General features: G+C 61.7%; 21 protein-coding genes. 14 read left to right on the plus strand and 7 right to left on the minus strand.

The features are described from left to right. Window position 1: 1 nt before the first annotated feature. From nadD to J5M66_RS10445, 12 genes are all read left to right on the plus strand, one after another. Entirely contained in the window at window positions 2–691 is a 690-nt protein-coding gene (nadD, locus tag J5M66_RS10390; RefSeq protein WP_016773023.1) for a nicotinate-nucleotide adenylyltransferase, read from the plus strand. A gap of 72 nt (window positions 692–763) precedes the next feature. Beyond that, complete coding sequence (gene rsfS, locus J5M66_RS10395) at window positions 764–1258, plus strand: ribosome silencing factor (protein ID WP_016773024.1); 495 nt, start codon at window positions 764–766, stop codon at window positions 1256–1258. A 9-nt stretch (window positions 1259–1267) separates the two neighbouring features. Beyond that, window positions 1268–1735: a 23S rRNA (pseudouridine(1915)-N(3))-methyltransferase RlmH gene (gene rlmH, locus J5M66_RS10400; RefSeq protein ID WP_011063671.1), complete on the plus strand. Its 468-nt coding sequence runs from the start codon at window positions 1268–1270 to the stop codon at window positions 1733–1735. A 10-nt stretch (window positions 1736–1745) separates the two neighbouring features. Continuing rightward, window positions 1746–3641, plus strand: coding sequence for a penicillin-binding protein 2 (gene mrdA / locus J5M66_RS10405; protein ID WP_071173699.1), 1896 nt, complete (start codon window positions 1746–1748; stop codon window positions 3639–3641). Between the two features lie 31 nt (window positions 3642–3672). Beyond that, entirely contained in the window at window positions 3673–4776 is a 1104-nt protein-coding gene (gene rodA / locus J5M66_RS10410; RefSeq protein WP_207808237.1) for a rod shape-determining protein RodA, read from the plus strand. 17 nt (window positions 4777–4793) lie between these two features. Beyond that, the gene (gene mltB, locus J5M66_RS10415) at window positions 4794–5804 is read left to right on the plus strand and encodes a lytic murein transglycosylase B (RefSeq protein WP_110602899.1); all 1011 of its coding nucleotides are present in this window, start codon (window positions 4794–4796) and stop codon (window positions 5802–5804) included. After that, complete coding sequence (locus J5M66_RS10420) at window positions 5804–6814, plus strand: septal ring lytic transglycosylase RlpA family protein (protein ID WP_016773027.1); 1011 nt, start codon at window positions 5804–5806, stop codon at window positions 6812–6814. The genes mltB and J5M66_RS10420 overlap by 1 nt, the downstream gene beginning before the upstream one ends. Before the next feature lie 187 nt (window positions 6815–7001). Further along, window positions 7002–8159 carry a D-alanyl-D-alanine carboxypeptidase family protein gene (locus tag J5M66_RS10425; protein WP_016773028.1) on the plus strand — a complete coding sequence of 386 codons (1158 nt, stop codon included), beginning with the start codon at window positions 7002–7004 and terminating at the stop codon, window positions 8157–8159. 86 nt (window positions 8160–8245) lie between these two features. Continuing rightward, on the plus strand, window positions 8246–8521 hold the full coding sequence (locus J5M66_RS10430) for a DUF493 domain-containing protein (protein WP_207808220.1): 276 nt from the start codon (window positions 8246–8248) through the stop codon (window positions 8519–8521). Beyond that, a complete protein-coding gene (gene lipB, locus J5M66_RS10435; RefSeq protein ID WP_071173697.1) occupies window positions 8521–9168 on the plus strand; it encodes a lipoyl(octanoyl) transferase LipB in 648 nt (215 codons plus the stop codon). Before J5M66_RS10430 ends, lipB begins: the two co-directional genes overlap by 1 nt. A gap of 25 nt (window positions 9169–9193) precedes the next feature. Beyond that, entirely contained in the window at window positions 9194–10192 is a 999-nt protein-coding gene (gene lipA / locus J5M66_RS10440) for a lipoyl synthase (RefSeq protein ID WP_160768663.1), read from the plus strand. 132 nt (window positions 10193–10324) lie between these two features. After that, window positions 10325–11272, plus strand: a complete 948-nt coding sequence (locus J5M66_RS10445) for an LD-carboxypeptidase (RefSeq protein WP_207808219.1) — start codon at window positions 10325–10327, stop codon at window positions 11270–11272. Between the two features lie 96 nt (window positions 11273–11368). Here the strand turns inward: J5M66_RS10445 and J5M66_RS10450 are convergent, their stop codons facing one another. The 5 genes from J5M66_RS10450 to leuS all read right to left on the minus strand — a co-directional run bounded on the left by J5M66_RS10450 (window position 11369) and on the right by leuS (window position 17476). After that, entirely contained in the window at window positions 11369–12691 is a 1323-nt protein-coding gene (locus tag J5M66_RS10450) for a lytic murein transglycosylase (RefSeq protein ID WP_207808218.1), read from the minus strand. 60 nt (window positions 12692–12751) lie between these two features. Further along, window positions 12752–12916 (minus strand): alternative ribosome rescue factor ArfA, encoded by a 165-nt coding sequence (arfA, locus tag J5M66_RS10455; protein ID WP_016773035.1) that lies wholly within the window; start codon window positions 12914–12916, stop codon window positions 12752–12754. A gap of 182 nt (window positions 12917–13098) precedes the next feature. Further along, a complete protein-coding gene (gene holA, locus J5M66_RS10460; RefSeq protein WP_016773036.1) occupies window positions 13099–14136 on the minus strand; it encodes a DNA polymerase III subunit delta in 1038 nt (345 codons plus the stop codon). 39 nt (window positions 14137–14175) lie between these two features. After that, window positions 14176–14781, minus strand: a complete 606-nt coding sequence (lptE, locus tag J5M66_RS10465; RefSeq protein ID WP_016773037.1) for an LPS assembly lipoprotein LptE — start codon at window positions 14779–14781, stop codon at window positions 14176–14178. A gap of 88 nt (window positions 14782–14869) precedes the next feature. Further along, window positions 14870–17476 (minus strand): leucine--tRNA ligase, encoded by a 2607-nt coding sequence (leuS, locus tag J5M66_RS10470; protein WP_207808217.1) that lies wholly within the window; start codon window positions 17474–17476, stop codon window positions 14870–14872. A gap of 255 nt (window positions 17477–17731) precedes the next feature. On the opposite strand from leuS, the gene J5M66_RS10475 reads away from it, so the two are divergent. Both J5M66_RS10475 and J5M66_RS10480 read left to right on the plus strand, forming a co-directional pair. Further along, entirely contained in the window at window positions 17732–18055 is a 324-nt protein-coding gene (locus J5M66_RS10475) for a hypothetical protein (protein ID WP_024014441.1), read from the plus strand. A gap of 104 nt (window positions 18056–18159) precedes the next feature. Further along, window positions 18160–18921, plus strand: a complete 762-nt coding sequence (locus J5M66_RS10480) for a YdcF family protein (protein WP_123443277.1) — start codon at window positions 18160–18162, stop codon at window positions 18919–18921. Window positions 18922–19037: 116 nt separating this feature from the next. On the opposite strand, the gene lnt is transcribed toward J5M66_RS10480, so the two are convergent. Together lnt and J5M66_RS10490 are read right to left on the minus strand one after the other, a co-directional pair. Beyond that, window positions 19038–20561, minus strand: coding sequence for an apolipoprotein N-acyltransferase (gene lnt, locus J5M66_RS10485; RefSeq protein ID WP_016773040.1), 1524 nt, complete (start codon window positions 20559–20561; stop codon window positions 19038–19040). A gap of 14 nt (window positions 20562–20575) precedes the next feature. Continuing rightward, window positions 20576–21415, minus strand: a complete 840-nt coding sequence (locus J5M66_RS10490; protein WP_122610970.1) for an HlyC/CorC family transporter — start codon at window positions 21413–21415, stop codon at window positions 20576–20578.

A 21415-nucleotide genomic window follows, 5' to 3' on the forward strand; every position in this document is an offset into this window, starting at 1 on the left:
CTTGACCGACCTCGACCTGACAGCGCCGCACACCGGCAGCGAGTCGCGCCCGCAACGCATTGGCGTGCTGGGCGGTACGTTCGACCCGGTGCACATCGGCCATTTGCGTGGCGCGCTGGAAGTCGTCGAAGCGCTGGCGCTGGACGAGTTGCGCCTGATGCCGAACGCGCGCCCGCCACATCGCGGGACGCCGCAGGTGTCGGCGCAGGATCGGCTGGCGATGGTCGAGTGCGCGGTGGCCGGATTGCCGCCGCTGGTGGTGGACGCCCGCGAATTGCAGCGGGACAAACCGTCCTGGACCATCGATACCCTGGAGTCGCTGCGCGCAGAGATGCCCGCCGAGACCCAGGTTTTTCTGCTTTTGGGCTGGGACGCATTTTGCGGCCTGCCCACTTGGCACCGCTGGGAAGAGTTGCTCCAGCATTGCCACATCCTGGTGCTACAGCGCCCGGACGCCGACAGCGAACCGCCGGATGCCTTGCGCAACCTGCTGGCAGCGCGTTCGGTGAGCGACCCGCTGGCCCTGAAAGGGCCGAGCGGACAGATTGCATTCGTCTGGCAGACACCGCTCGCGGTTTCCGCCACCCAGATCCGTCAACTGCTGGCCAGCGGTAAGTCGGTACGTTTCCTGGTGCCCGACGCGGTCCTGGCCTACATCGATGCGCACGGTCTGTATCGTGCGTCGAACTGAACAAGGCGTGCTTCACTGATACGAATCACCGTATCCCCAAGCCGCCGAATACATGAGCAAAACGAGTTACATATGACTGATAAAGATCTACCGAAAGTAAAGCGCAAAGGCACGTTCAAGAGCGCACCACTGCCGGAAGCCGTCAACACCAACGAGCCGCTCAAGGGCGACGAACTGGTCAAGATTGCCGTCGCTGCGCTGGAAGACGTCAAGGCCCAGGACATCCAGATCATTGATGTGCGCGACAAGCAGAGCATCACTGACTACATGATCATCGCCACCGGTACCTCCAATCGCCAGATCAACGCGATGCTGGACAAGGTCCGCGAGGAAGTGAAGAAGCAGGGCGCCAAGCCACTGGGCGAAGAAGGCAAGGGCGACAGCGACTGGGTTCTGCTCGACCTCGATCTGGTGATCGTGCACATGATGACCGCCTCGGCGCGTCAGTTCTACGACCTGGAGCGTCTGTGGGCCGGTGCCGAGCAAAGCCGTGCGGCCGATGCCAAGCACCACAGCCCGGAAAACACCCACGAGCATTTCACCAAGCTCAACAAAGACCAGTTCTAAGGGATCGCTGTGCGACTGCGCCTGATCGCCGTCGGTTCACGCATGCCCAAGTGGGTGGAAGAAGGCTGGCATGAATATGCCAAGCGTCTTCCGTCCGAGCTGGCGCTGGAACTGGTGGAAATTCCGCTCAACACCCGTGGCAAGAATGCCGACGTGGCCCGTTTCATCCGCCAGGAAGGCGAAGCCATGCTGGCCAAGGTCGGGCACAACGAGCGGATCGTCACGCTGGAGGTTCACGGCAAGCCGTGGAGCACCGAGCAACTGGCGGTCGAACTCGATCGCTGGCGCCTGGATTCGCGCACGGTCAACTTCATGGTCGGCGGCCCGGAAGGGCTGGCACCGGAAGTCTGTGCCCGCGCTGACCAGCGCTGGTCGTTGTCGCCGCTGACCTTGCCGCACCCGCTGGTGCGGATTCTGATCGGCGAACAGTTGTACCGTGCCTGGACCGTGTTGTCCGGCCACCCTTACCACAAGTAAGCCTGCCCTCATGTCTCAGCCGATCCGCATCAAGGACCACGAAAAGGACGCCCGTCTGGTGCGCAGCCGTGTCGTGTTCGGTGCGATCGTGATCGTGGCGCTGATCTGTGTGTTGATCGCGCGTCTGTATTACCTGCAGGTGATCCAGTACGAGTACCACTCGACCCTGTCGGAAAACAACCGCGTCCATGTGCAGCCGATTCCGCCAACGCGCGGGCTGATTTTCGACCGCAACGGCGTGGTCGTGGCCGACAACCGGCCGAGCTTCAGTCTGAGCATGACCCGCGAGCGCTCCGGCGACTGGCAACAGGTGCTCGACGTCATCGTCGAGGTGCTGGAGCTGACTCCCGAGGACCGGGTGATCTTCGAGAAACGCATGCGTCAGGGGCGCCGGCCATTCGAGCCGGTACCGATCCTGTTCGAACTGACCGAAGAGCAGATCGCCCGCATCGCGGTGAATCAGTTCCGCCTGCCCGGGGTGGAAGTGGTCGCGCAACTGGTCCGGCATTACCCGCAGGGCGCGCACTTTGCGCACTCGGTGGGCTACATGGGGCGGATCAACGAGAAAGAGCTGAAGTCGCTGGATCCGGTCAACTACAGCGGCACCCACCACATCGGCAAGACCGGCATCGAGCGGTTCTACGAGCCGGAATTGCACGGTCAGGTCGGTTACGAGGAAGTCGAGACCAACGCCCGTGGCCGCGTGTTGCGGGTGCTCAAGCGCACCGATCCGATTCCCGGCAAGGACATCGTCCTGAGCCTCGACATCAAGTTGCAGGAAGCCGCCGAGGCCGCGCTGGGCGGGCGTCGTGGCGCGGTGGTGGCGCTCGATCCAAAAACCGGCGAAGTGTTGGCGATGGTCAGTCAGCCGAGTTTCGACCCCAACCTGTTCGTCACCGGCATCAGCTTCAAGGCCTACGCCGAGTTGCGTGATTCCATCGACCGGCCGCTGTTCAACCGCGTGCTGCGTGGTCTGTACCCGCCGGGCTCGACGATCAAACCGGCGGTAGCGATTGCCGGTCTTGACGCTGGCGTGGTCACGGCTTCGAGCCGGGTGTTCGACCCGGGCTATTACATGCTGCCCAACTACGACCACAAGTATCGCAACTGGAACCGTACCGGTGACGGCTTCGTCGACCTCGACACGGCGATCATGCGGTCCAACGACACCTACTTCTATGACTTGGCGCACAAGCTCGGCATCGATCGGCTGTCGACCTATATGAACAAGTTCGGCATCGGCCAGAAGGTCTCGCTGGACATGTTCGAAGAGTCCCCGGGCCTGATGCCGTCGCGCGAATGGAAACGGGCGACGCGCAAACAGGCGTGGTTCCCCGGCGAAACCCTGATTCTCGGGATCGGCCAGGGCTATATGCAGTCGACGCCGCTGCAACTGGCCCAGGCCACGGCGCTGGTGGCCAACAAAGGCATCTGGAATCGTCCGCACCTGGCCAAGTCCCTCGACGGGGTCAAACCAGTGGATGAAAACCCGATGCCGAACATCGTCCTGCGCGACCCGTCCGACTGGAACAAGGTCAACCACGGCATGCAGCAAGTGATGCACGGTGCCCGTGGTACCGCGCGCAAAGCGGCGATCGGCGCGCAATACCGCATCGCCGGCAAGTCCGGTACCGCGCAGGTGGTGGCGATCAAGCAGGGTGAGAAATACGACCGCTCCAAGGTCCAGGAACGCCACCGCGACCACGCCCTGTTCGTCGGCTTCGCCCCGGCCGATGATCCGAAAATCGTCGTGTCGGTGATGGTCGAGAACGGTGAGTCCGGTTCCGGCGTTGCCGCGCCAGTGGTGCGCCAGGTCATGGACGCCTGGTTGCTCGACCAGGATGGCCACCTGAAAGCCGAGTACGCCAGCCCTATCACTGCGGAGGCCCCGGCCCGTGATGAATAATTTCGATCGCATGCTCTCCAGCGAGGATGTGATGCGTCGCCGCGCGACGTTGCTGCAAAGACTGCATATCGATGGCCCGCTGTTGATCCTGTTGCTGATTCTCGCCGCCGGCAGCCTGTTCGTGCTGTATTCGGCCAGCGGCAAGAGCTGGGAGCTGCTCGGCAAGCAGGCCACATCCTTCGGCATCGGCCTGGTGGCGATGATTGTCATCGCCCAGTTCGAGCCGCGTTTCATGGCCCGCTGGGTGCCGCTCGGTTACGTGATCGGCGTGATATTGCTGATCGTCGTCGACATCATGGGCCACAACGCCATGGGCGCCACCCGCTGGATCAACATCCCCGGGGTGATCCGCTTCCAGCCCTCGGAATTCATGAAGATCCTGATGCCGGCAACCATCGCCTGGTACCTGTCCAAACGCACGCTGCCGCCGCAGCTCAAGCACGTCGGCATCAGCCTGATGCTGATTGGCGTGCCGTTCATTCTGATCGTGCGCCAGCCGGATCTCGGTACCTCGCTGCTGATTCTCGCCGGTGGCGCCTTCGTCCTGTTCATGGGCGGCCTGCGCTGGCGCTGGATTCTCAGCGTGCTGGCGGCGGCGGTGCCGGTGTCGGTGGCGATGTGGTTTTTCGTCATGCACGACTATCAGAAACAGCGTGTCCTGACTTTCCTCGACCCGGAAAGCGATCCGCTCGGTACCGGCTGGAACATCATTCAGTCCAAAGCCGCGATCGGTTCCGGTGGCGTATTCGGCAAAGGCTGGCTGCTCGGCACCCAGTCACACCTGGACTTTCTCCCGGAAAGCCACACCGACTTCATCATTGCTGTGCTTGGCGAAGAGTTCGGTCTGGTGGGGATTTGCGCGCTGCTACTGATCTATCTGTTGTTGATCGGTCGCGGGCTGGTGATCACCGCTCAGGCGCAAACGCTGTTCGGCAAATTGCTCGCCGGCGCGTTGACCATGACTTTTTTTGTTTACGTTTTCGTCAACATCGGTATGGTCAGTGGCCTGTTGCCGGTCGTTGGGGTGCCGTTGCCGTTCATTAGCTACGGAGGAACTTCGCTGGTGACGCTGCTGTCAGCGTTTGGGGTTTTGATGTCGATCCATACCCATCGCAAGTGGATCGCACAGGTTTGAATAAGGTGAAGAGTGCAATGCAAGTAATGCGTGGCTGGGCGACTCGATGCGCGCCGCTGGTTGGCCTGATGGGCCTGCTGGGGAGCGTGCAGGAAGCGCTGGCCGGCGACTATGAAGGCTCGCCGCAGGTGGCCGAATTCGTCGGCGAAATGACCCGCGACTACGGTTTCGCCGGTGAACAACTGATGGGTGTGTTCCGCGAGGCGCAACGCAAGCAGTCGATTCTCGACGCCATCTCCAAACCCGCCGAACGGGTCAAGCAGTGGAATGAATATCGCCCGATGTTCATTACTGACGCGCGTATCGCCCGTGGTGTCGACTTCTGGCGTCAGCACGAGGCGACCCTGGCCCGTGCCGAGCAGGAATACGGCGTGCCGGCACAAGTGATCGTGTCGATCATCGGCGTCGAGACCTTTTTCGGACGTAATACCGGTAATTTCCGCGTGATCGACGCATTGTCGACCCTCGGCTTCGACTATCCTCCCCGTGCCGAATTTTTCCGCAAGGAACTGCGTGAGTTCCTGCTGCTGGCCCGCGAAGAGCAGGTCGATCCGCTGACCCTGAAAGGCTCGTACGCCGGGGCGATGGGCCTGCCGCAGTTCATGCCGAGCAGCTTTCGCGCCTACGCGGTGGACTTCGACGGTGATGGCCACATCAATATCTGGAACAACCCGGACGATGCCATTGGCAGCGTCGCCAGCTACTTCAAGCGCCACGGCTGGGTCGCCGGCGAGCCGGTGGTCAGCCGCGCCGATGTGCGCGGCGAGCAGGCCGATGAAGGCCTGACCACCGGTATCGAACCAGTGAAGACGGTCGCAGAGTTGCGGGCGCTGGGCTGGTCAAGTCATGATGCGCTGCGCGATGATATGCCGGTTACCGCATTTCGCCTCGAAGGCGACAACGGCCCTGAATACTGGATGGGCCTGCAGAATTTCTACGCGATCACGCGTTATAACCGCAGCGTGATGTACGCCATGGCCGTACATCAACTGTCTGAACAGCTGGTACAAGCACGGGGCGTCAAGTAATGCAGGCATTGCCTAACAATAAACCCCTGAAGCTGGTGGCTTTCGCTGCGTTGGCAGTCCTGGTCGCCAGTTGCACGACCAGCCGTACGCCGACGCAGAAAACCCCGTCCACCGCTGTCCGCGCCCAACCGGGCCTGGACATCAACCGCGCGCACAAAGACGGCGCGCCGTGGTGGGATGTCGATGTTTCGCGCATCCCGGATGCGACACCGACCCTGCACACCGGCCCGTACAAGGCCAACCCGTACACCGTGCTGGGCAAGACCTATTTTCCATTGCAGGAATCCAAGACCTACGTGGCTTCGGGCACAGCGTCCTGGTACGGCACCAAGTTCCATGGCCAGAACACCGCCAACGGCGAAGTGTATGACCTGTACGGCATGAGTGCGGCGCACAAGACCTTGCCGCTGCCAAGTTACGTTCGGGTGACCAACCTGGACAACAACAAGACCGTGATCCTGCGCGTCAACGACCGTGGGCCGTTCTACTCCGATCGCATCATCGACTTGTCCTACGCAGCGGCGAAGAAGCTCGGCTATGCCGAAACCGGCACCGCGCGGGTCAAGGTCGAAGGCATCGATCCGCAGCAGTGGTGGGCGGCCAAGGGCCGTCCGGCGCCGCTGATGCTCAATGAGCCGCAAGTGGCGCAGAATAGCGCGCCAGTGATCACGGCGTCGGCCGGCACCGTCGAGCAATGGACACCGCCGCCGCAGCAACACGCCGCGGCCGTGGTGCCCGTGCAGATCGATGCAAAAAAAAACGCTTCTGCACCAGCGTCTGGCCAGTATCTGCAGGTGGGCGCGTTCGCCAACCCGGACGCTGCCGAACTGCTGAGGTCGAAGCTCAGCGGGATGGTGAGCGCGCCGGTGTTCATCAGCTCGATCGTGCGCAATCAGCAGACCCTGCACCGGGTACGCCTGGGGCCGATCGGCTCGCCGGGTGAGATCGCCCAGGTGCAGAACAGTGTGCGGCTGGCCAATCTGGGTTCGCCCAGCGTGGTCACCGAGTAACACGTAGACCTTGATTGACGGTTCACTTGCGGTATTCGGGGGGTGAACCAGGTTGTTGGCTCGTCGAAGAACAAAAGCCCGGCAAGGGTGACTGGAGTGAGCAACTGAACACGCGATGGCCCGTTAGAAGGCTGTCTGAATAAGTTTTGCCTTCGGGCAAGTTTCCATTAGCGATTTCGAGAGACGGATGAACATCACCACCTTTGCCAAACGCCTGTGTCTGCTAGTCCCGCTGCTCCTCTCGCCAGCCGCCTTCGCGGCCGAGATGATGCCGTCGCCACCACAACTGGCCGCCAAGGCCTATGTTCTGATGGACGCCAGCAGCGGCAACGTGCTGGTCGAAAACAACGGCGACCAGCGTCTGCCACCGGCCAGCCTGACCAAGCTGATGACCGCGTACATCGCGACCCTGGAAATCCGTCGCGGTCAGATCGGTGAAAACGATCCGGTGACCGTCAGCGAAAACGCCTGGCGCACCGGCGGTTCGCGGATGTTCATCAAGGTCGGTTCGCAGGTCACTGTCAGCGACCTGCTGCACGGCATCATCATCCAGTCCGGTAACGACGCCAGCGTCGCCCTGGCCGAGCACATCGCCGGCAGCGAAGACGCCTTCGCCGACCTGATGAACAAGACCGTCACCGAACTGGGCATGACCAATACCCACTTCATGAACCCGACCGGTCTGCCAAACCCTGAGCACTACTCGTCGGCGCACGACATGGCGATTCTGGCCCGTGCGATCATCCACGAAGACCCGGCTCACTATGCGATCTACTCGCAGAAAGAGTTCTTCTGGAACGGCATCAAGCAGCCTAACCGCAACCTGCTGCTGTGGCGCGACAAGACCGTTGACGGTCTGAAAACCGGCCACACCGATGAAGCCGGCTACTGCATGGTGTCTTCGGCTGTACGTGATGGCCAGCGCCTGATCGCCGTGGTGTTCGGCACCAACAGCGAAGTGGCCCGCGCGGCTGAAACCCAGAAGCTGCTGACCTACGGTTTCCGCTTCTTCGAAACCCAGACCTTCTATCAGAAGGGCACCGAACTGGCGCAGGCGCCGGTATGGAAAGGCACCACCAGCCAAGTCAAGGCCGGCCTGGCGCAAGACCTGACCATGACCCTGCCGAAAGGCCAGCTGAAGAAGCTCGCTGCCAGCATGACCATGAACCCGCAACTGGTTGCGCCAATCGCCAAGGGCGACGTGATCGGTAAAGTCGAAGTCAAACTGGAAGACAAGGTGGTGCACAGCGCCGACCTGATCGCTCTGGATGGCGTCGAGGAGGGTGGTATCTTCCGCCGCATGTGGGATAGCATCCGTCTATTCTTCTACGGCTTGTTCAACTGATTTTGTGTTGACCTGCATGGCCCCGCCCCGATCCGGTGCGGGGCCATGTGCGTTACCACGGCTTGCGCTATAGAGGCCGTTACGCCATGACCGATACCGAAGTAAAGGCGCCAAAGATCGAATTTCCCCAGACCGATTATCCGATCAAGGTGATCAGTGATACGGGTGTTGGCAACAAGGACAGGATCATCGCGATCGTCCTGAAACACGCGACCATCAATGATGAGCGCATCGACGAGCGTCAAAGCAGCAACGGCAAATACACCACCATCCAGTTGCACATCGTCGCCACCGACCAGGATCAGCTGTACAACATCAACAGCGAACTGCGGGCTTCCGGCATCGTGCACATGGTGTTGTGATGCACGGCACGCTGGGCTTTCGCGAGCTGGGCCAGATGGCTTACGAGCCGGTCTGGCATGCCATGCAACGCTTTACCAACGAACGCGGCAATACTGCCGCCGACGAAATCTGGCTCGTCGAACACCCGCCGGTGTTCACCCAGGGCCAGGCCGGCAAGGCTGAACACCTGTTGCTGCCGGGAGATATTCCGGTGGTGCAGGTCGATCGTGGCGGCCAAGTGACTTATCATGGCCCCGGGCAACTGGTGGCTTATCTGTTACTGGATGTACGCAAGCTGGGTTTCGGCGTGCGTGATCTCGTCAGCCGCATGGAAGCCTGCCTGATCGAACTGCTGGCCAGCTACGGCGTCACCGCCGCCGCCAAGCCAGATGCTCCCGGCGTATACGTCGATGGAGCGAAAATCGCTTCTCTGGGTTTGCGCATTCGCCACGGTTGTTCCTTTCATGGCCTGGCCCTGAACGTGGATATGAACCTGGAACCGTTTCGACGGATTAATCCCTGCGGCTACGCCGGGCTGGCCATGACCCAGCTAAGCGATCACGCAGGATCGATTGAATTTGCCGAGGTAAGTGCCCGGCTGCGCGCGCAGCTCGTCAAACACCTCGACTATGCTGAGCAGACGACCCTCACGGGCGGAATCGACTGATATGACTACTGATGCAGTGCAAACCATGATCCCGACGCTCGACGTGACCGAGCGCCCGGCCCCGCGTCCCAAGGTTGAAGCCGGCGTCAAGCTGCGCGGCGCCGAGAAGGTTGCACGCATCCCGGTCAAGATCATTCCGACCACCGAACTGCCGAAGAAACCCGACTGGATCCGCGTGCGCATCCCGGTTTCGCCGGAAGTCGACCGCATCAAGAGCCTGCTGCGCAAGCACAAGCTGCACAGTGTCTGCGAAGAAGCGTCCTGCCCGAACCTCGGCGAATGCTTCTCCGGCGGCACCGCAACCTTCATGATCATGGGCGACATCTGCACCCGTCGCTGCCCGTTCTGCGACGTTGGCCACGGTCGTCCGAAGCCACTGGACGTCAACGAGCCGGAAAGCCTGGCCATCGCCATCGCCGACCTCAAGCTCAAATACGTGGTGATCACCTCGGTTGACCGTGACGACCTGCGTGACGGCGGTGCCCAGCACTTTGCTGACTGCATCCGCGAAATCCGCAAACTGTCGCCGAACGTTCAGCTCGAGACCCTGGTCCCGGACTACCGTGGCCGCATGGACATCGCCCTGGAAATCACCGCCGCCGAGCCGCCGGATGTGTTCAACCACAACCTGGAAACCGTGCCGCGCCTGTACAAGGCTGCGCGTCCGGGCTCGGATTACCAGTGGTCGCTGACCCTGCTGCAACGCTTCAAGCAGATGATGCCGCATATCCCGACCAAGTCCGGCCTGATGCTGGGTCTGGGCGAGACCGACGAGGAAGTCATCGAAGTCATGAAGCGCATGCGCGAACACGACATCGACATGCTGACCCTCGGGCAGTACCTGCAACCGTCGCGCAGTCACTTGCCGGTGCAGCGTTTCGTGCACCCGGACACCTTCGCCTGGTTCGCCGAAGAAGGTTACAAGATGGGCTTCAAGAACGTCGCTTCGGGCCCGCTGGTACGTTCCTCGTACCACGCCGACGAGCAGGCGAAGCTGGTCAAGGCCGAGCTGCTGGGTTCCTGATTCACTGCTGATGTAAAAATGCCCGCCGAGGACGGTTCCTCGGCGGGCATTTTTTTGCCTGAGACAAGGGGCTTTTGTTTGTCTCTTCAGCTGACTACTGTGTGTGCATGACTTTACCGCTGGAGCCCAAGGATGACCGTTCGACCGAGCCACACCCTGATTGCCCACCGACCCGTACCGGCACTGCCCTCCGAAGGGACGATTGGCGTCATCGCGCCTGCCGGCCCCGGCGCCCTAGACACTGAAAAAGCGCTGCAATGGATGCGCGCGCGCGGCTATGGGCTGAAGGTGTTTCCGGGTGTCTATGAGAAGGACGGCTACCTGGCCGGCAGTGACGACGTACGCCTGCGCGATCTGCACGCGGCGTTCGCTGACCCCGAAGTCGACGCGATCATTTGCCTGCGCGGCGGCTACGGCACGCCGCGTCTGCTGGACCGAATCGATTACGACCTGCTCAGCCGGCATGCCAAGCCGTTTGTCGGCTATAGCGACATCACCGCGCTGCACCTGGCCATCAGTCGCTACGCCGGGTTTGTGACCTTTCACGGCCCGCTGCTCAATGCCGACCTGCTCGGCGACAAGGAGCCGCCGACCGTCACGTCATTCTTCGCCATGCTGCGCGGGCAACTGAAGTCAGGGAGTGTACTGAGCCATCCGGCGGCTTATCCGTTATCAACCGTCGAACCGGGCATCGCTCACGGGCGTTTGCTCGGCGGCAATCTGGCGATGATTGCTGCAACCCTCGGCACGCCCTACGAGATTGATGTCGAAGGCGCAGTTCTGTTCATCGAGGACATCAACGAGCCGCTGTATCGCATTGATCGCCTGCTGACCCAGATGCGTCTGGCCGGCAAGCTGGCCCGGCTGCGCGGTGTGCTGGTCGGTGATATCGCCGGGGTGGAGGTCGACGCGCTGAATCGCCTGCTCAAGCAAACCTTTGAGCCGTTGCGGATTCCGGTGCTGTCGGGTTGGCGCAGTGGCCATTGCGACCCGAACCTGACACTGCCGTTGGGCGCGCTGGTGCGCCTGGATGCAGGGAAGCAGGAGTTGCTGCTGGAGCAGGATGTGGTCATCCGATAATTCGGGAGGCAAAAGATCGCAGCCTTCGGCAGCTCCTACATGGGATTGATGATCGTCCTGTAGGAGCTGCCGAAGGCTGCGATCTTTTGATTTGCTCTATTGGGAGCGCAGGCTCTCAAGCAACTTGTGCGTCGGATAGCCATCCGCCGGCCAGCCCAGCGCCTGCTGGGCACTGCGAATGGCCTTGCGGGTATTGGCGCCGATAATCCCGTCCGCTGTGCCGGCGTCGTAATTACGCGCGCTCAATAGCGTCTGCAGTTCGATGCGCTCGGTGCGGCTCAGCGGCAGATCATCTTTCGGCCAGTCGCCATTGATCAGGCCCGCGCCTTCAAAGCGCTCGGACAACAGGCTCACCGCCAGCGCATACGACGACGAATTGTTGTACTTGAGAATCGCCCGGAAGTTGTCGAGGATCAGGAACGCCGGGCCGCGATAACCGGCCGGCAGCAGCAGGGCGGCGGACAGTTGTTCGGAACCGGCTGGCACCTGCGCGCCATTGGGCAGGTTCACGCCCAGTTGCCGCCATTCGGCAACGCTTTTACGAATCGCGCCATCGGCCAGCGTGTAGTTGAAACCGCTCGGCAATTGCACCTCGAAGCCCCAAGGCTGGCCGCGTTGCCAGCCCGAGCTTTGCAGGTAATGCGCGGTCGAGGCCAGCGCATCGGCGGGGCTGCCCCAGATGTCGCGGCGACCGTCACCATCAAAGTCCACGGCGTGGGTGTTGTAAGTGGTCGGAATGAACTGGGTCTGGCCCATCGCGCCGGCCCAGGAACCGAGCATCTTCTCCGGGGTGATATCGCCCTGTTGCAGAATCTGCAGGGCGGCGATCAGTTGCGCGTGAGCAAAGCCCGGACGACGGCCTTCGTAGGCAAGGGTGGCCAGCGAGTTGATCACCGACTTGCTGCCCTGAAACTGACCGAAATTGCTTTCCATGCCCCACACCGACACCAGTGCCTGGCGATCAACGCCATAACGCTGCTCGATGCTTTGCAGAATGTCGGCGTACTGATTGATCAACGCCTGGCCCTTGCGGACGCGCAGTGGCGACAGCGCACCGTCGAGGTATTCCCACACCGGGCGGGAAAATTCCGGCTGACTGCGATCGGCACGGATCACGCTGGCGTCGAAGCTGATGTTGGCAAATGCCTGATCGAACAGCTCGGGGCGAATCCCGGCGGCGAGGGCGTCCTTGCGGAAGCCCGCCTGCCATTCGGCAAAGGTCTGGGTCGGTTGAATATCGAGCGGGTCGGCGGACGGCACTACCGGCGGAATAATCGCTGGGGCCGTGGTAACCGGGGCGGCTTGAAGCGGTTGTGCATCGGCGGCGGTGGGTTTTTCCGCGCAGGCGACAAGCAGAATGAAGCTGGAGGCAGCGATCAATTGGCGCACGGGCCAACGACGGGAAAGACTTGGGGGCATGCACAGTTCCAGGGAAACGAATCAGGTGCAGACCTTAACATGAGCGAGGGGTAGTGCGCTTCAGGCAGCCAGAAAGTAAAAAGCCTCCCGGTTGTCAGACCGGAAGGCTTCGCGGCGGTAGCTGCCTTTGCCCTTGGCTGGTCGTTCCTGGCGGCTGCGGAACAATGGCTGGGCGACGATGGATTTGGCCTTGTTGGGGCCATGCTTTGCTGGCTTTTTGCTCATGAGGGTTCTCTGGATTGAGTGGGTTTGGCGCGGCAAATAATCTGCCGATGTTGGGCGTCTGTCCAGTGCCTGTTGTGTAGGAATGTTCTGGCGCTTTCGCGAGCAAGCTCGCTCCCACATTTGGAATGCATTTCAATGTGGGAGCGAGCTTGCTCGCGAATGGCCGTTATGCGGGAAACAGGTTATTCGGCAGGAAGTGTCAGGCGCTGGCCTGCCATCAACAACGCCAGACGACTCAAGCTCATCCACGGCGAACCCGCCGCCTGGCCCTTGATCTGCGCGTCGATACGCTGCGCTTCAAGCAGCAATTGCGCCCAGCGTTGCGCCGAGTAGCGTTGCAAAGCCTTGCTCATCAGCGGCTTGCGCTTGTCCCAGACCGGCGGTTTCGACTGGCTGAAACACTTGTCCAGTGGCGTGCCCTGGCTGTATTGCAGGGAAATGTTGGCCAACAGGCGCAACTCCCGCGCCAGTGCCCAGAGGATCACCGGCGGTTCGACGCCTTCGCCGCGCAAACCCTCAAGCATGCGCAAGGCGTGGGCCGGTTCGCCGTTGAGTACCGCGTCGGTCAGGCCGAATACGTCGAACCGGGCACTGTCGGCCACAGCGGCCTGCACGGTTTCGACGGTGATCTGCCCACCCTCGGCCATCAACTTGAGCTTTTCGATTTCCTGGGCGGCGGCGAGCAGGTTGCCTTCGACACGCGCGGCAATCAATTCGACGGCGTCCTGACTGGCCGACAGGCCTGCCTGGGACAGGCGCTGACGAATCCAGCTCGGCAGCTGATTGGCATCCACTGGCCAGATCTGCACGAACTGGGTTTGCTGGCCTTCGACCAGTGCCTTGCCCCACTTGGTTTTCTGCGCGCTGCCATCGAGCTTCGGCAAGCTGATCAGCAGGACCGTGTCTTCCGCAGGACGTGAGCAATATTCGATCAGCGCGGCGGCGCCTTTATCGCCAGGCTTACCGGACGGCAGGCGCAGTTCCAACAGGCGTTTTTCGGCGAACAGCGACATGCTTGCGCCGGCCTGCAGCAACGTACCCCAATCGAAATTGGCGTCGGCGGCGAACACCTGACGTTCGTCGAAACCTTGCTGGCGAGCAGCGGTGCGGATGGCGTCGGCGGCTTCCTGACACAGCAACGGATCATCGCCGCTGATGATGTAGACCGGCGCAAGTGCGCCTTGCAGGTGTTTGCCGAGTTGCGCGGGAGCGAGCTTCATAAAGAAGGGCGAGCGGGGCGCCTGAGCGCCCCGGCCGTCTTACTGCTGCGGGATTTCGAGCGGCGACTGACGCGGAGTTTCCGCCTCAGCCTTCTGCGCCGCTTCCAGCGCATCGGCTTCAGCCTTGGCGCGGTCGTTGGCGGTTTGCTGCAGTTGCTGCAACTGGCCCGGGGTCAGCTGCGACAGGCGCAGCATCATGCGCTGCACCAGCTCGCGACGGATTTCATGACGGGCGTCGTTGGCTTCCTGATCGGAGCCGACGAGGTTGTTGCCGTCGTGAATGAACACCTTCTGCACTTCGAGCTTGTCGCTAAGCAGGGACAGGTCTTTGTCGCCGCGGATGTCATAGCTCAGCACAGTGTTGACCTGATACTCGCCTGTGCGCCCGGCACCGGCATAGCTGAGAATGCGCTGGCTTTCCTGTTCGTCAGCCAGATACAGCTTGTACGGCGCGCCTGTGTAGACCTTGACGCCGCTGGACTCCAGCGTCTGACGCAGCTGTCTTACGGTTTCGCCATAAGCGTTACGCGCGCTCAGGTCGATTTCCTTGATCGACAGTTCGTTGGTGCCGGTACCACGCAACTGGAAACCGCAGGCGCTCAGCAGAACGGCGAGGCCCATCACCAGCAGATTGCGTTTGATCATTGTGTTGCTCCCCTTGAAACCAGGTGAGCCGACTCTGCGGCCCGAAAGGTTTTACTGGCTGCCAGGCGAGCCTGGCAGCCGATCCAATTTAGCTGGCGACGATGTTGACCAGTTTGCCCGGTACCACGATCACTTTGCGAATGGTCAGGCCGTCGACGAAACGCAGCACGTTTTCGTTGATGCGTGCAGCGGCTTCGATCTCTTCGCGGGTGGCGCTGGCCGGCATTTCGATCTGCCCGCGCAGCTTGCCGTTGACCTGAATGACCAGGGTCAGGTTGTCCTGCACCAAGGCACTTTCGTCCACGGCCGGCCAGCCTGCATCGATCACCGCATCGGCGTGACCCAACTGCTTCCACAGTTCGTGGCTGATGTGCGGGGTGATCGGCGCCAGCAGCAGGGTCACCGCTTCCAGGCCTTCGTGCAGCAGCGCGCGGTCCTGTTCGGTGCCTTGGGCGGCTTTTTCCAGCACGTTCATCAGCGTCATCACCTGAGCGATGGCCGTGTTGAATTTGTGGTTCTGGCCGACGTCATGGCTGGCCTGCTTGATCGCCAGGTGAATCGCACGACGCACGGTTTTCTGCTCGTCGTTCAGAGTGGCGATATCCAGTTTGCCCGGCAGACCCTGGGTGACGTGGGCTTGCGCCAGACGCCAGACGCGCTTGAGGAAACGGTGCGAACCTTCAACGCCGGAGTCGGACCATTCCGCGCTCATGTCAGGCGGCGAGGCGAACATCATGAACAGGCGGCAGGTGTCGGCGCCGAACTGGTCGATCATCGACTGCGGGTCGACGCCGTTGTTCTTCGACTTGGCCATCTTCTCGGTACCGCCGATTTCCACCGGCAGGCCGTCGGACTTCAGCTTGGCGCTGATGACCTTGGCTTTGCTGTCACGCTCAAGTTCCACGTCTGCCGGGTTGAACCAGGTGTAGGCACCGTTGGCTTCGCGACGATAGTAGGTCTCGGCGATCACCATGCCCTGGGTCAGCAGGTTCTTGAACGGCTCATTGGAGCTGACCAGACCTTCGTCACGCATCAGTTTGTGGAAGAAGCGCGCGTAGAGCAGGTGCAGAATGGCGTGTTCGATACCACCGATGTACTGATCCACCGGCAGCCAGTGGTCGGCGGCGGATTTTTCTACCAGGCCACCTTCAAAGTGCGGCGAGGCGTAGCGGGCGTAGTACCACGACGACTCGACGAAGGTGTCCATGGTGTCGGTTTCACGCTTGGCCGGCGCGCCGCATTTCGGGCAGCTGCATTCGTAGAACTCGGGCATGCGCGCCAGCGGCGAACCGGCGCCGTCCGGCACCACGTCTTCCGGCAATACGACCGGCAGTTGATCTTCCGGCACCGGCACGTCGCCGCAGGTGGCGCAGTGGATGATCGGGATCGGGCAGCCCCAGTAGCGCTGGCGGCTGATGCCCCAGTCGCGCAGGCGGAACTGGGTGCGCGAGGCGCCCAGCTCTTTCTTTATCAGCGCCACTTCCATGGCGTCGAACGCGCCGGCGAAGTCGAGGCCGTCGAACTCACCGGAGTTGATCAGCGTGCCATGCTCGCCATAGGCGTCCTGCCACGGCGCCGGGTTGCTGTCACCGGAACTGGTGCGCACCACCGATTTCACCGGCAGGTTGTACTTGTGCGCGAATTCGAAATCGCGCTCGTCGTGCGCCGGAACCGCCATGACCGCGCCGTCGCCGTAGTGCATCAGCACGTAGTTGGCAACCCACACCGGCAGCTTCTCGCCGGTCAGCGGGTGCTCGACGAACAGGCCGGTCGGCAGGCCTTTCTTTTCCTGGGTGGCGACATCGGCTTCAGCGACGCTGCCGCCCTTGCATTCAGCGATGAACGCTTGCAGCTCGGGATTGTTCTGCGCGGCCAGGGTGGCCAGCGGGTGCTCGGCTGCGACGGCGACGTAGGTCGCGCCCATCAGGGTGTCCGGACGAGTGGTGAAGACTTTCAGGGTGCCGGCTTCGCCGATCGAATCGACGTTGTACGGGAACTGCACTTCCATGCCACGGGACTTGCCGATCCAGTTGCGCTGCATGGTCTTGACCTGTTCCGGCCAGCCAGTCAGTTCGTCGAGGCTTTCCAGCAGCTCGTCGGCGTAAGCGGTGATCTTGAAGTAGTACATCGGGATTTCGCGCTTTTCGATCAGCGCGCCGGAGCGCCAGCCACGGCCGTCGATGACTTGCTCGTTGGCCAGAACGGTCTGGTCGACCGGATCCCAGTTCACGGTGCCGTTCTTGCGGTAGATCACGCCTTTTTCGAACAGGCGGGTGAACAGCCATTGTTCCCAGCGGTAGTAGTCCGGCTTGCAGGTGGTCACTTCACGGGACCAGTCCACCGCGAGGCCGAGGCTGCGCAACTGCGACTTCATGTAGGCGATGTTCTCGTAGGTCCACTTGGCGGGCGCTACGTTGTTTTTCATTGCGGCGTTTTCCGCCGGCATGCCGAACGCATCCCAACCCATGGGCTGCAGAACATTCTTGCCCTGCATGCGCTGGTAGCGCGAAATCACGTCGCCAATGGTGTAGTTGCGCACGTGGCCCATGTGCAGCTTGCCGCTGGGGTAAGGGAACATCGACAGGCAGTAGTAGGTTTCCTTGCCTGGCTGTTCACTGACTTCAAAGGACTTTTGCTCATCCCAGAACGACTGGGCGGCGGCTTCGATCTCACGTGGCTGATATTGTTCGTGCATGGCTACTTTTGTACTGGATAGGGGTGGCCTAATCCTCTTCGACGGCGGCATCCGGGATGGCCCGGCTGCGCTGGAAGTGGAATGACAGGAAGCGCCGTAGCATACATGACCGCGCTTGGCCGAGGGAAACCCTGATTACAGCTGTTTGCCCGACCTTTTGGGCGACGAGGGCCGTTGGTCGCGGCGTGTAGCCGGTTCGTGCAGCGAAGCTAAGCTCTAATTGGGGAGTGAGTCTTATCTTCAATGAGGTGAGGGATGGTGGAGCAACGGAAAAAGAACGTAACGAAACCCGAGTTGTATGAAAGGTTGATCGATCGTCTGGGCATGGCGCTGGACGCCGTGAAAACCGCTGACCGGCTGCGCGACGAGCGCCCCCTGGAACTGGAATTGCGTGGCTTGAGTCCCGCCGAGTTCAAACTGGTCAAGGCCTATCTGGATCGCAGTGAACGTGAAACGCAGGGATGCCTGTCTCAAGCAGTGAAGCAGCTCGATGCAGCACATTCGGCCAAGGTCATCTGGCTCAAGGACAAGGCGCCGCGCAGAGACACCGGCAAGGTGCGTTCTGTGCAGGCCAAGTAAGCGCATGGCAGGTCATGAAACGGATCTTTTGCAACCGGATCCGGCCTACTGGTTGTAACGCGTAATCAACACTCTTAGGCTTCGGGCATCTTTGGAGATGCCCGATGCCCCTTCGCTATTTCATCAAACAACTTTTACTGCCGCCCGGCATTCTTTTGCTGCTGTTGCTGGCCGCCTGGTGGCTGCGCCGCTCACGGCCGCGTCTGGCGGGTGTGTGTTTTGCCCTCGGCTTTGGCGGCCTGTGGCTGATGAGCCTGCCGGTGGTCGTGCAGTGGAGCGCCAAGGCGCTGGAACGAGAGCCGCCGCTGGCGCGGCAGGAGTGGGCAACGCTGGCGCAACGCGCCGATGCGATCGTGGTGCTGGGCTCGGGGCGTGAGCGCGGTGATCTGGCCTGGGGCGAAGACCAGCCGACCGGCGTCGGCCTTGAGCGCCAGCGTTACGCCGCACGCTTGGCCAAGGCCTCGGGCCTGCCGATTCTGACCAGCGGCGGCCTGCATTACGGCACGCCCCCGACCGAGGCGAAGTTGATGGCGGATTCGTTGCGTGATGACTTCGACGTGAGCGTGCGCTGGCAGGAAGGCGAGAGCCGCACCACATGGGAGAACGCGAAGATGACGGCAGATATTCTCTTGCCGCAGGGGATCAAGCGCGTCGTCGTGGTGACGCAGGCGTGGCACATGCCGCGTGCGGTGTGGAGCTTTGAGCAGGCGGGTTTTGAGGTGGTGCCGGCACCGGTGGGTTTCCTCGGTACCGATAACGCACGGCCATTTGGCGGCTGGCTGCCGGAGTTCAAGTCGATCTGGCAGAGCGGGCAGTTGCTCAATGAAGCGGTGGGGCAGGTGGGGTATTCGTTGTTTTACCGCTGAAGATCATTGTGCCGAGGGGATTTATCCCCGATGGGGCGCGTAGCGGCCCCTCTCTTACCTTCAGAAGAGGAGACTGCTGCGCACTCCAGCGGGGATAAACCCCCTCGCCACATTTCTCAGAGGGTCTTCGACATCCGGCTGGCCATCAGCGCCCAGCCAAACAGCAGCAGGCACAACACGATCAACGGCCACGAGCGCCATTGCAAGTACGGCGTCAGGTCGTGCATCGGCACCACTTCGCCATACAACACGCCTTGTTCGAACTGCGGAATCTGCTCGGTGATCTGCCCGAACGGATTGATCAGGCCGGTAACGCCGTTGTTGGTCGCGCGGATCATCCAGCGTCCGGCTTCCAGCGCGCGCATCTGCGCCATCTGCAAATGCTGCAGCGGGCCGATGGACGTGCCGAACCAGGTGTCGTTGCTGATCGTCAGCAGCAGATCACTGCGTGCCGACAGGCCGGCGGCGAATTCCGGATAGACCACTTCGTAGCAGATAAACGGTGCGATCTGGTAACCCTTGGCTTGCAAGAGCGCTTGATCCGACGGGCCGCGCGCGAAGTCCGACATCGGCAGGTCGAAGAACGCGATCAAGCCGCGCAACACGTCCTGCAACGGCACGTACTCGCCGAACGGCACCAGTTTCTGCTTCAGGTAAGTGCCATCGCCTTCGCCGACCACGGTGATGCCGTTGAAGAAGCGCCGCTCGTGATGCACGGTCTGGCGAATCGGCACACCGGTGATCAACGCTGACTTACGCTCGGCGGCGAAGTTGCCCATCATCGTCAGGTAGCCCTCGGCGGACTCCTTCAATACCGGCACGGCGGTTTCCGGCCAGATCAGCAGATCGACCGGTTTGGAGCGGAAGCTCAGATCACGGTACAGCGCCAGTTGCGCGTTGAGCTCGGCCGGGTCCCATTTCATGCTCTGCGCGACGTTGCCCTGAATTGCGGCCACGGTCAGCGGTGCGCCGGACGGGCTGGTCCACGCGTGGCCTTTGAGGGCGATGCCTGCTACCCAAGGCCCCGCCAGAAGTACCACACCGGCCGCGATGAAACCCTTGCGTCGCGCCTGCAACAAGCGCGACGCGTTGTAGATCAGCGCTGCGGTAAGTGCCAGAACAAACGATACCAGCCACATGCCGCCCACCGGAGCGAGCCCGGCCAGCGGGCCGTCGAGCTGGCTGTAACCGGAATAAAGCCACGGGAAACCGGTAAGGAACCAGCCGCGAAACGCTTCCTGGCCGACCCACAGCGCAGCAAAGGCCAAGGCATCTGCCAGCGGTGCTTCGTTACGCCGCAACCAGCGCGCCCACAGCCACGCGGGCAGGGCGAAGAACCAGGCAATCGCCGCGGTGAACAGCAGCATCAGGAACCCGGCGAGCAACACCGAAGCGCCACCAAAGTGGTGGATGCTGTAATAGATCCAACTGGTGCCGGCACCGAACAGGCCGAAGCCGAAGCACCAGCCACGGCCGAGCGCCTGACGCGGGCTCAGCTCACGCAAACCGGCGTAGAACAAACCGACCGCGAGCAAAGCCAGCGGCCAGATGTTGAAAGGTGCCAGAGCGAAGGTGGTAATTGCACCGGCCGCCACGGCCAGCAGGTTACCGGGCCAGCCGGGGCGGGTTGTCCAGCGCATTTCAGTCCTTAGAATTAACGAGCGATAGGTGTCAGTCGCAGCAAATGAATCCGACGGCTGTCGGCGTTCAGGATGCGGAAACGATAAGCGCCGATTTCAGTGGTTTCGTTGCGTTTTGGTAAGTGGCCGAACGCGCTCATCACCAGACCGCCGACGGTGTCGAACTCGTCGTCGGAGAACTCGCTGTCGAAGAACTCATTGAAGTTCTCGATCGGCGTCAGCGCCTTGATCAGGAAGTCACCGCTGGGCAGCGGCTTGATGTAGCTGTCTTCTTCGACGTCGTGCTCGTCCTCGATGTCGCCGACGATCTGCTCGAGCACGTCTTCGATGGTCACTAGACCGGCGACGCCGCCGTACTCGTCGATGACGATCGCCATGTGGTTGTGGTTGGCGCGGAATTCACGCAGCAACACGTTCAGACGCTTGGACTCCGGCACGAAGGTGGCCGGGCGCAGCAGGTCCTTGATGTTGAAGCTGTCGCCGTTCTCCTTGAGGATCAGCGGCAGCAGATCCTTGGCCAGCAGCACGCCCATCACGTCGTCGTGGCTTTCGCCGATGACCGGATAGCGCGAGTGGGCCGAGTCGACCACGGCAGGGAGGAATTCGCGGGGTGTCTGGGTCGCCTTGATGCTGATCATCTGCGAGCGCGGCACCATGATGTCGCGCACTTGCAGGTCAGCCACCTGGATGGCGCCTTCGACGATGGCCAGCGCTTCGCTGTCCAGCAGTTTGTTCTGATGTGCATCACGCAGCAGCTCGAGGAGCTCCTGACGGTTCTTCGGCTCGTGGGCAAAAGCCTGGGTCAGTTTACCCAGCCATGACTTCTGCCCGTTGCTCGATCGATCTTCGCTCAT

It is taken from the genome of Pseudomonas sp. 67(2021) (assembly GCF_017491835.1).
Taxonomy (GTDB): Bacteria; Pseudomonadota; Gammaproteobacteria; order Pseudomonadales; family Pseudomonadaceae; genus Aquipseudomonas; species Aquipseudomonas atacamensis.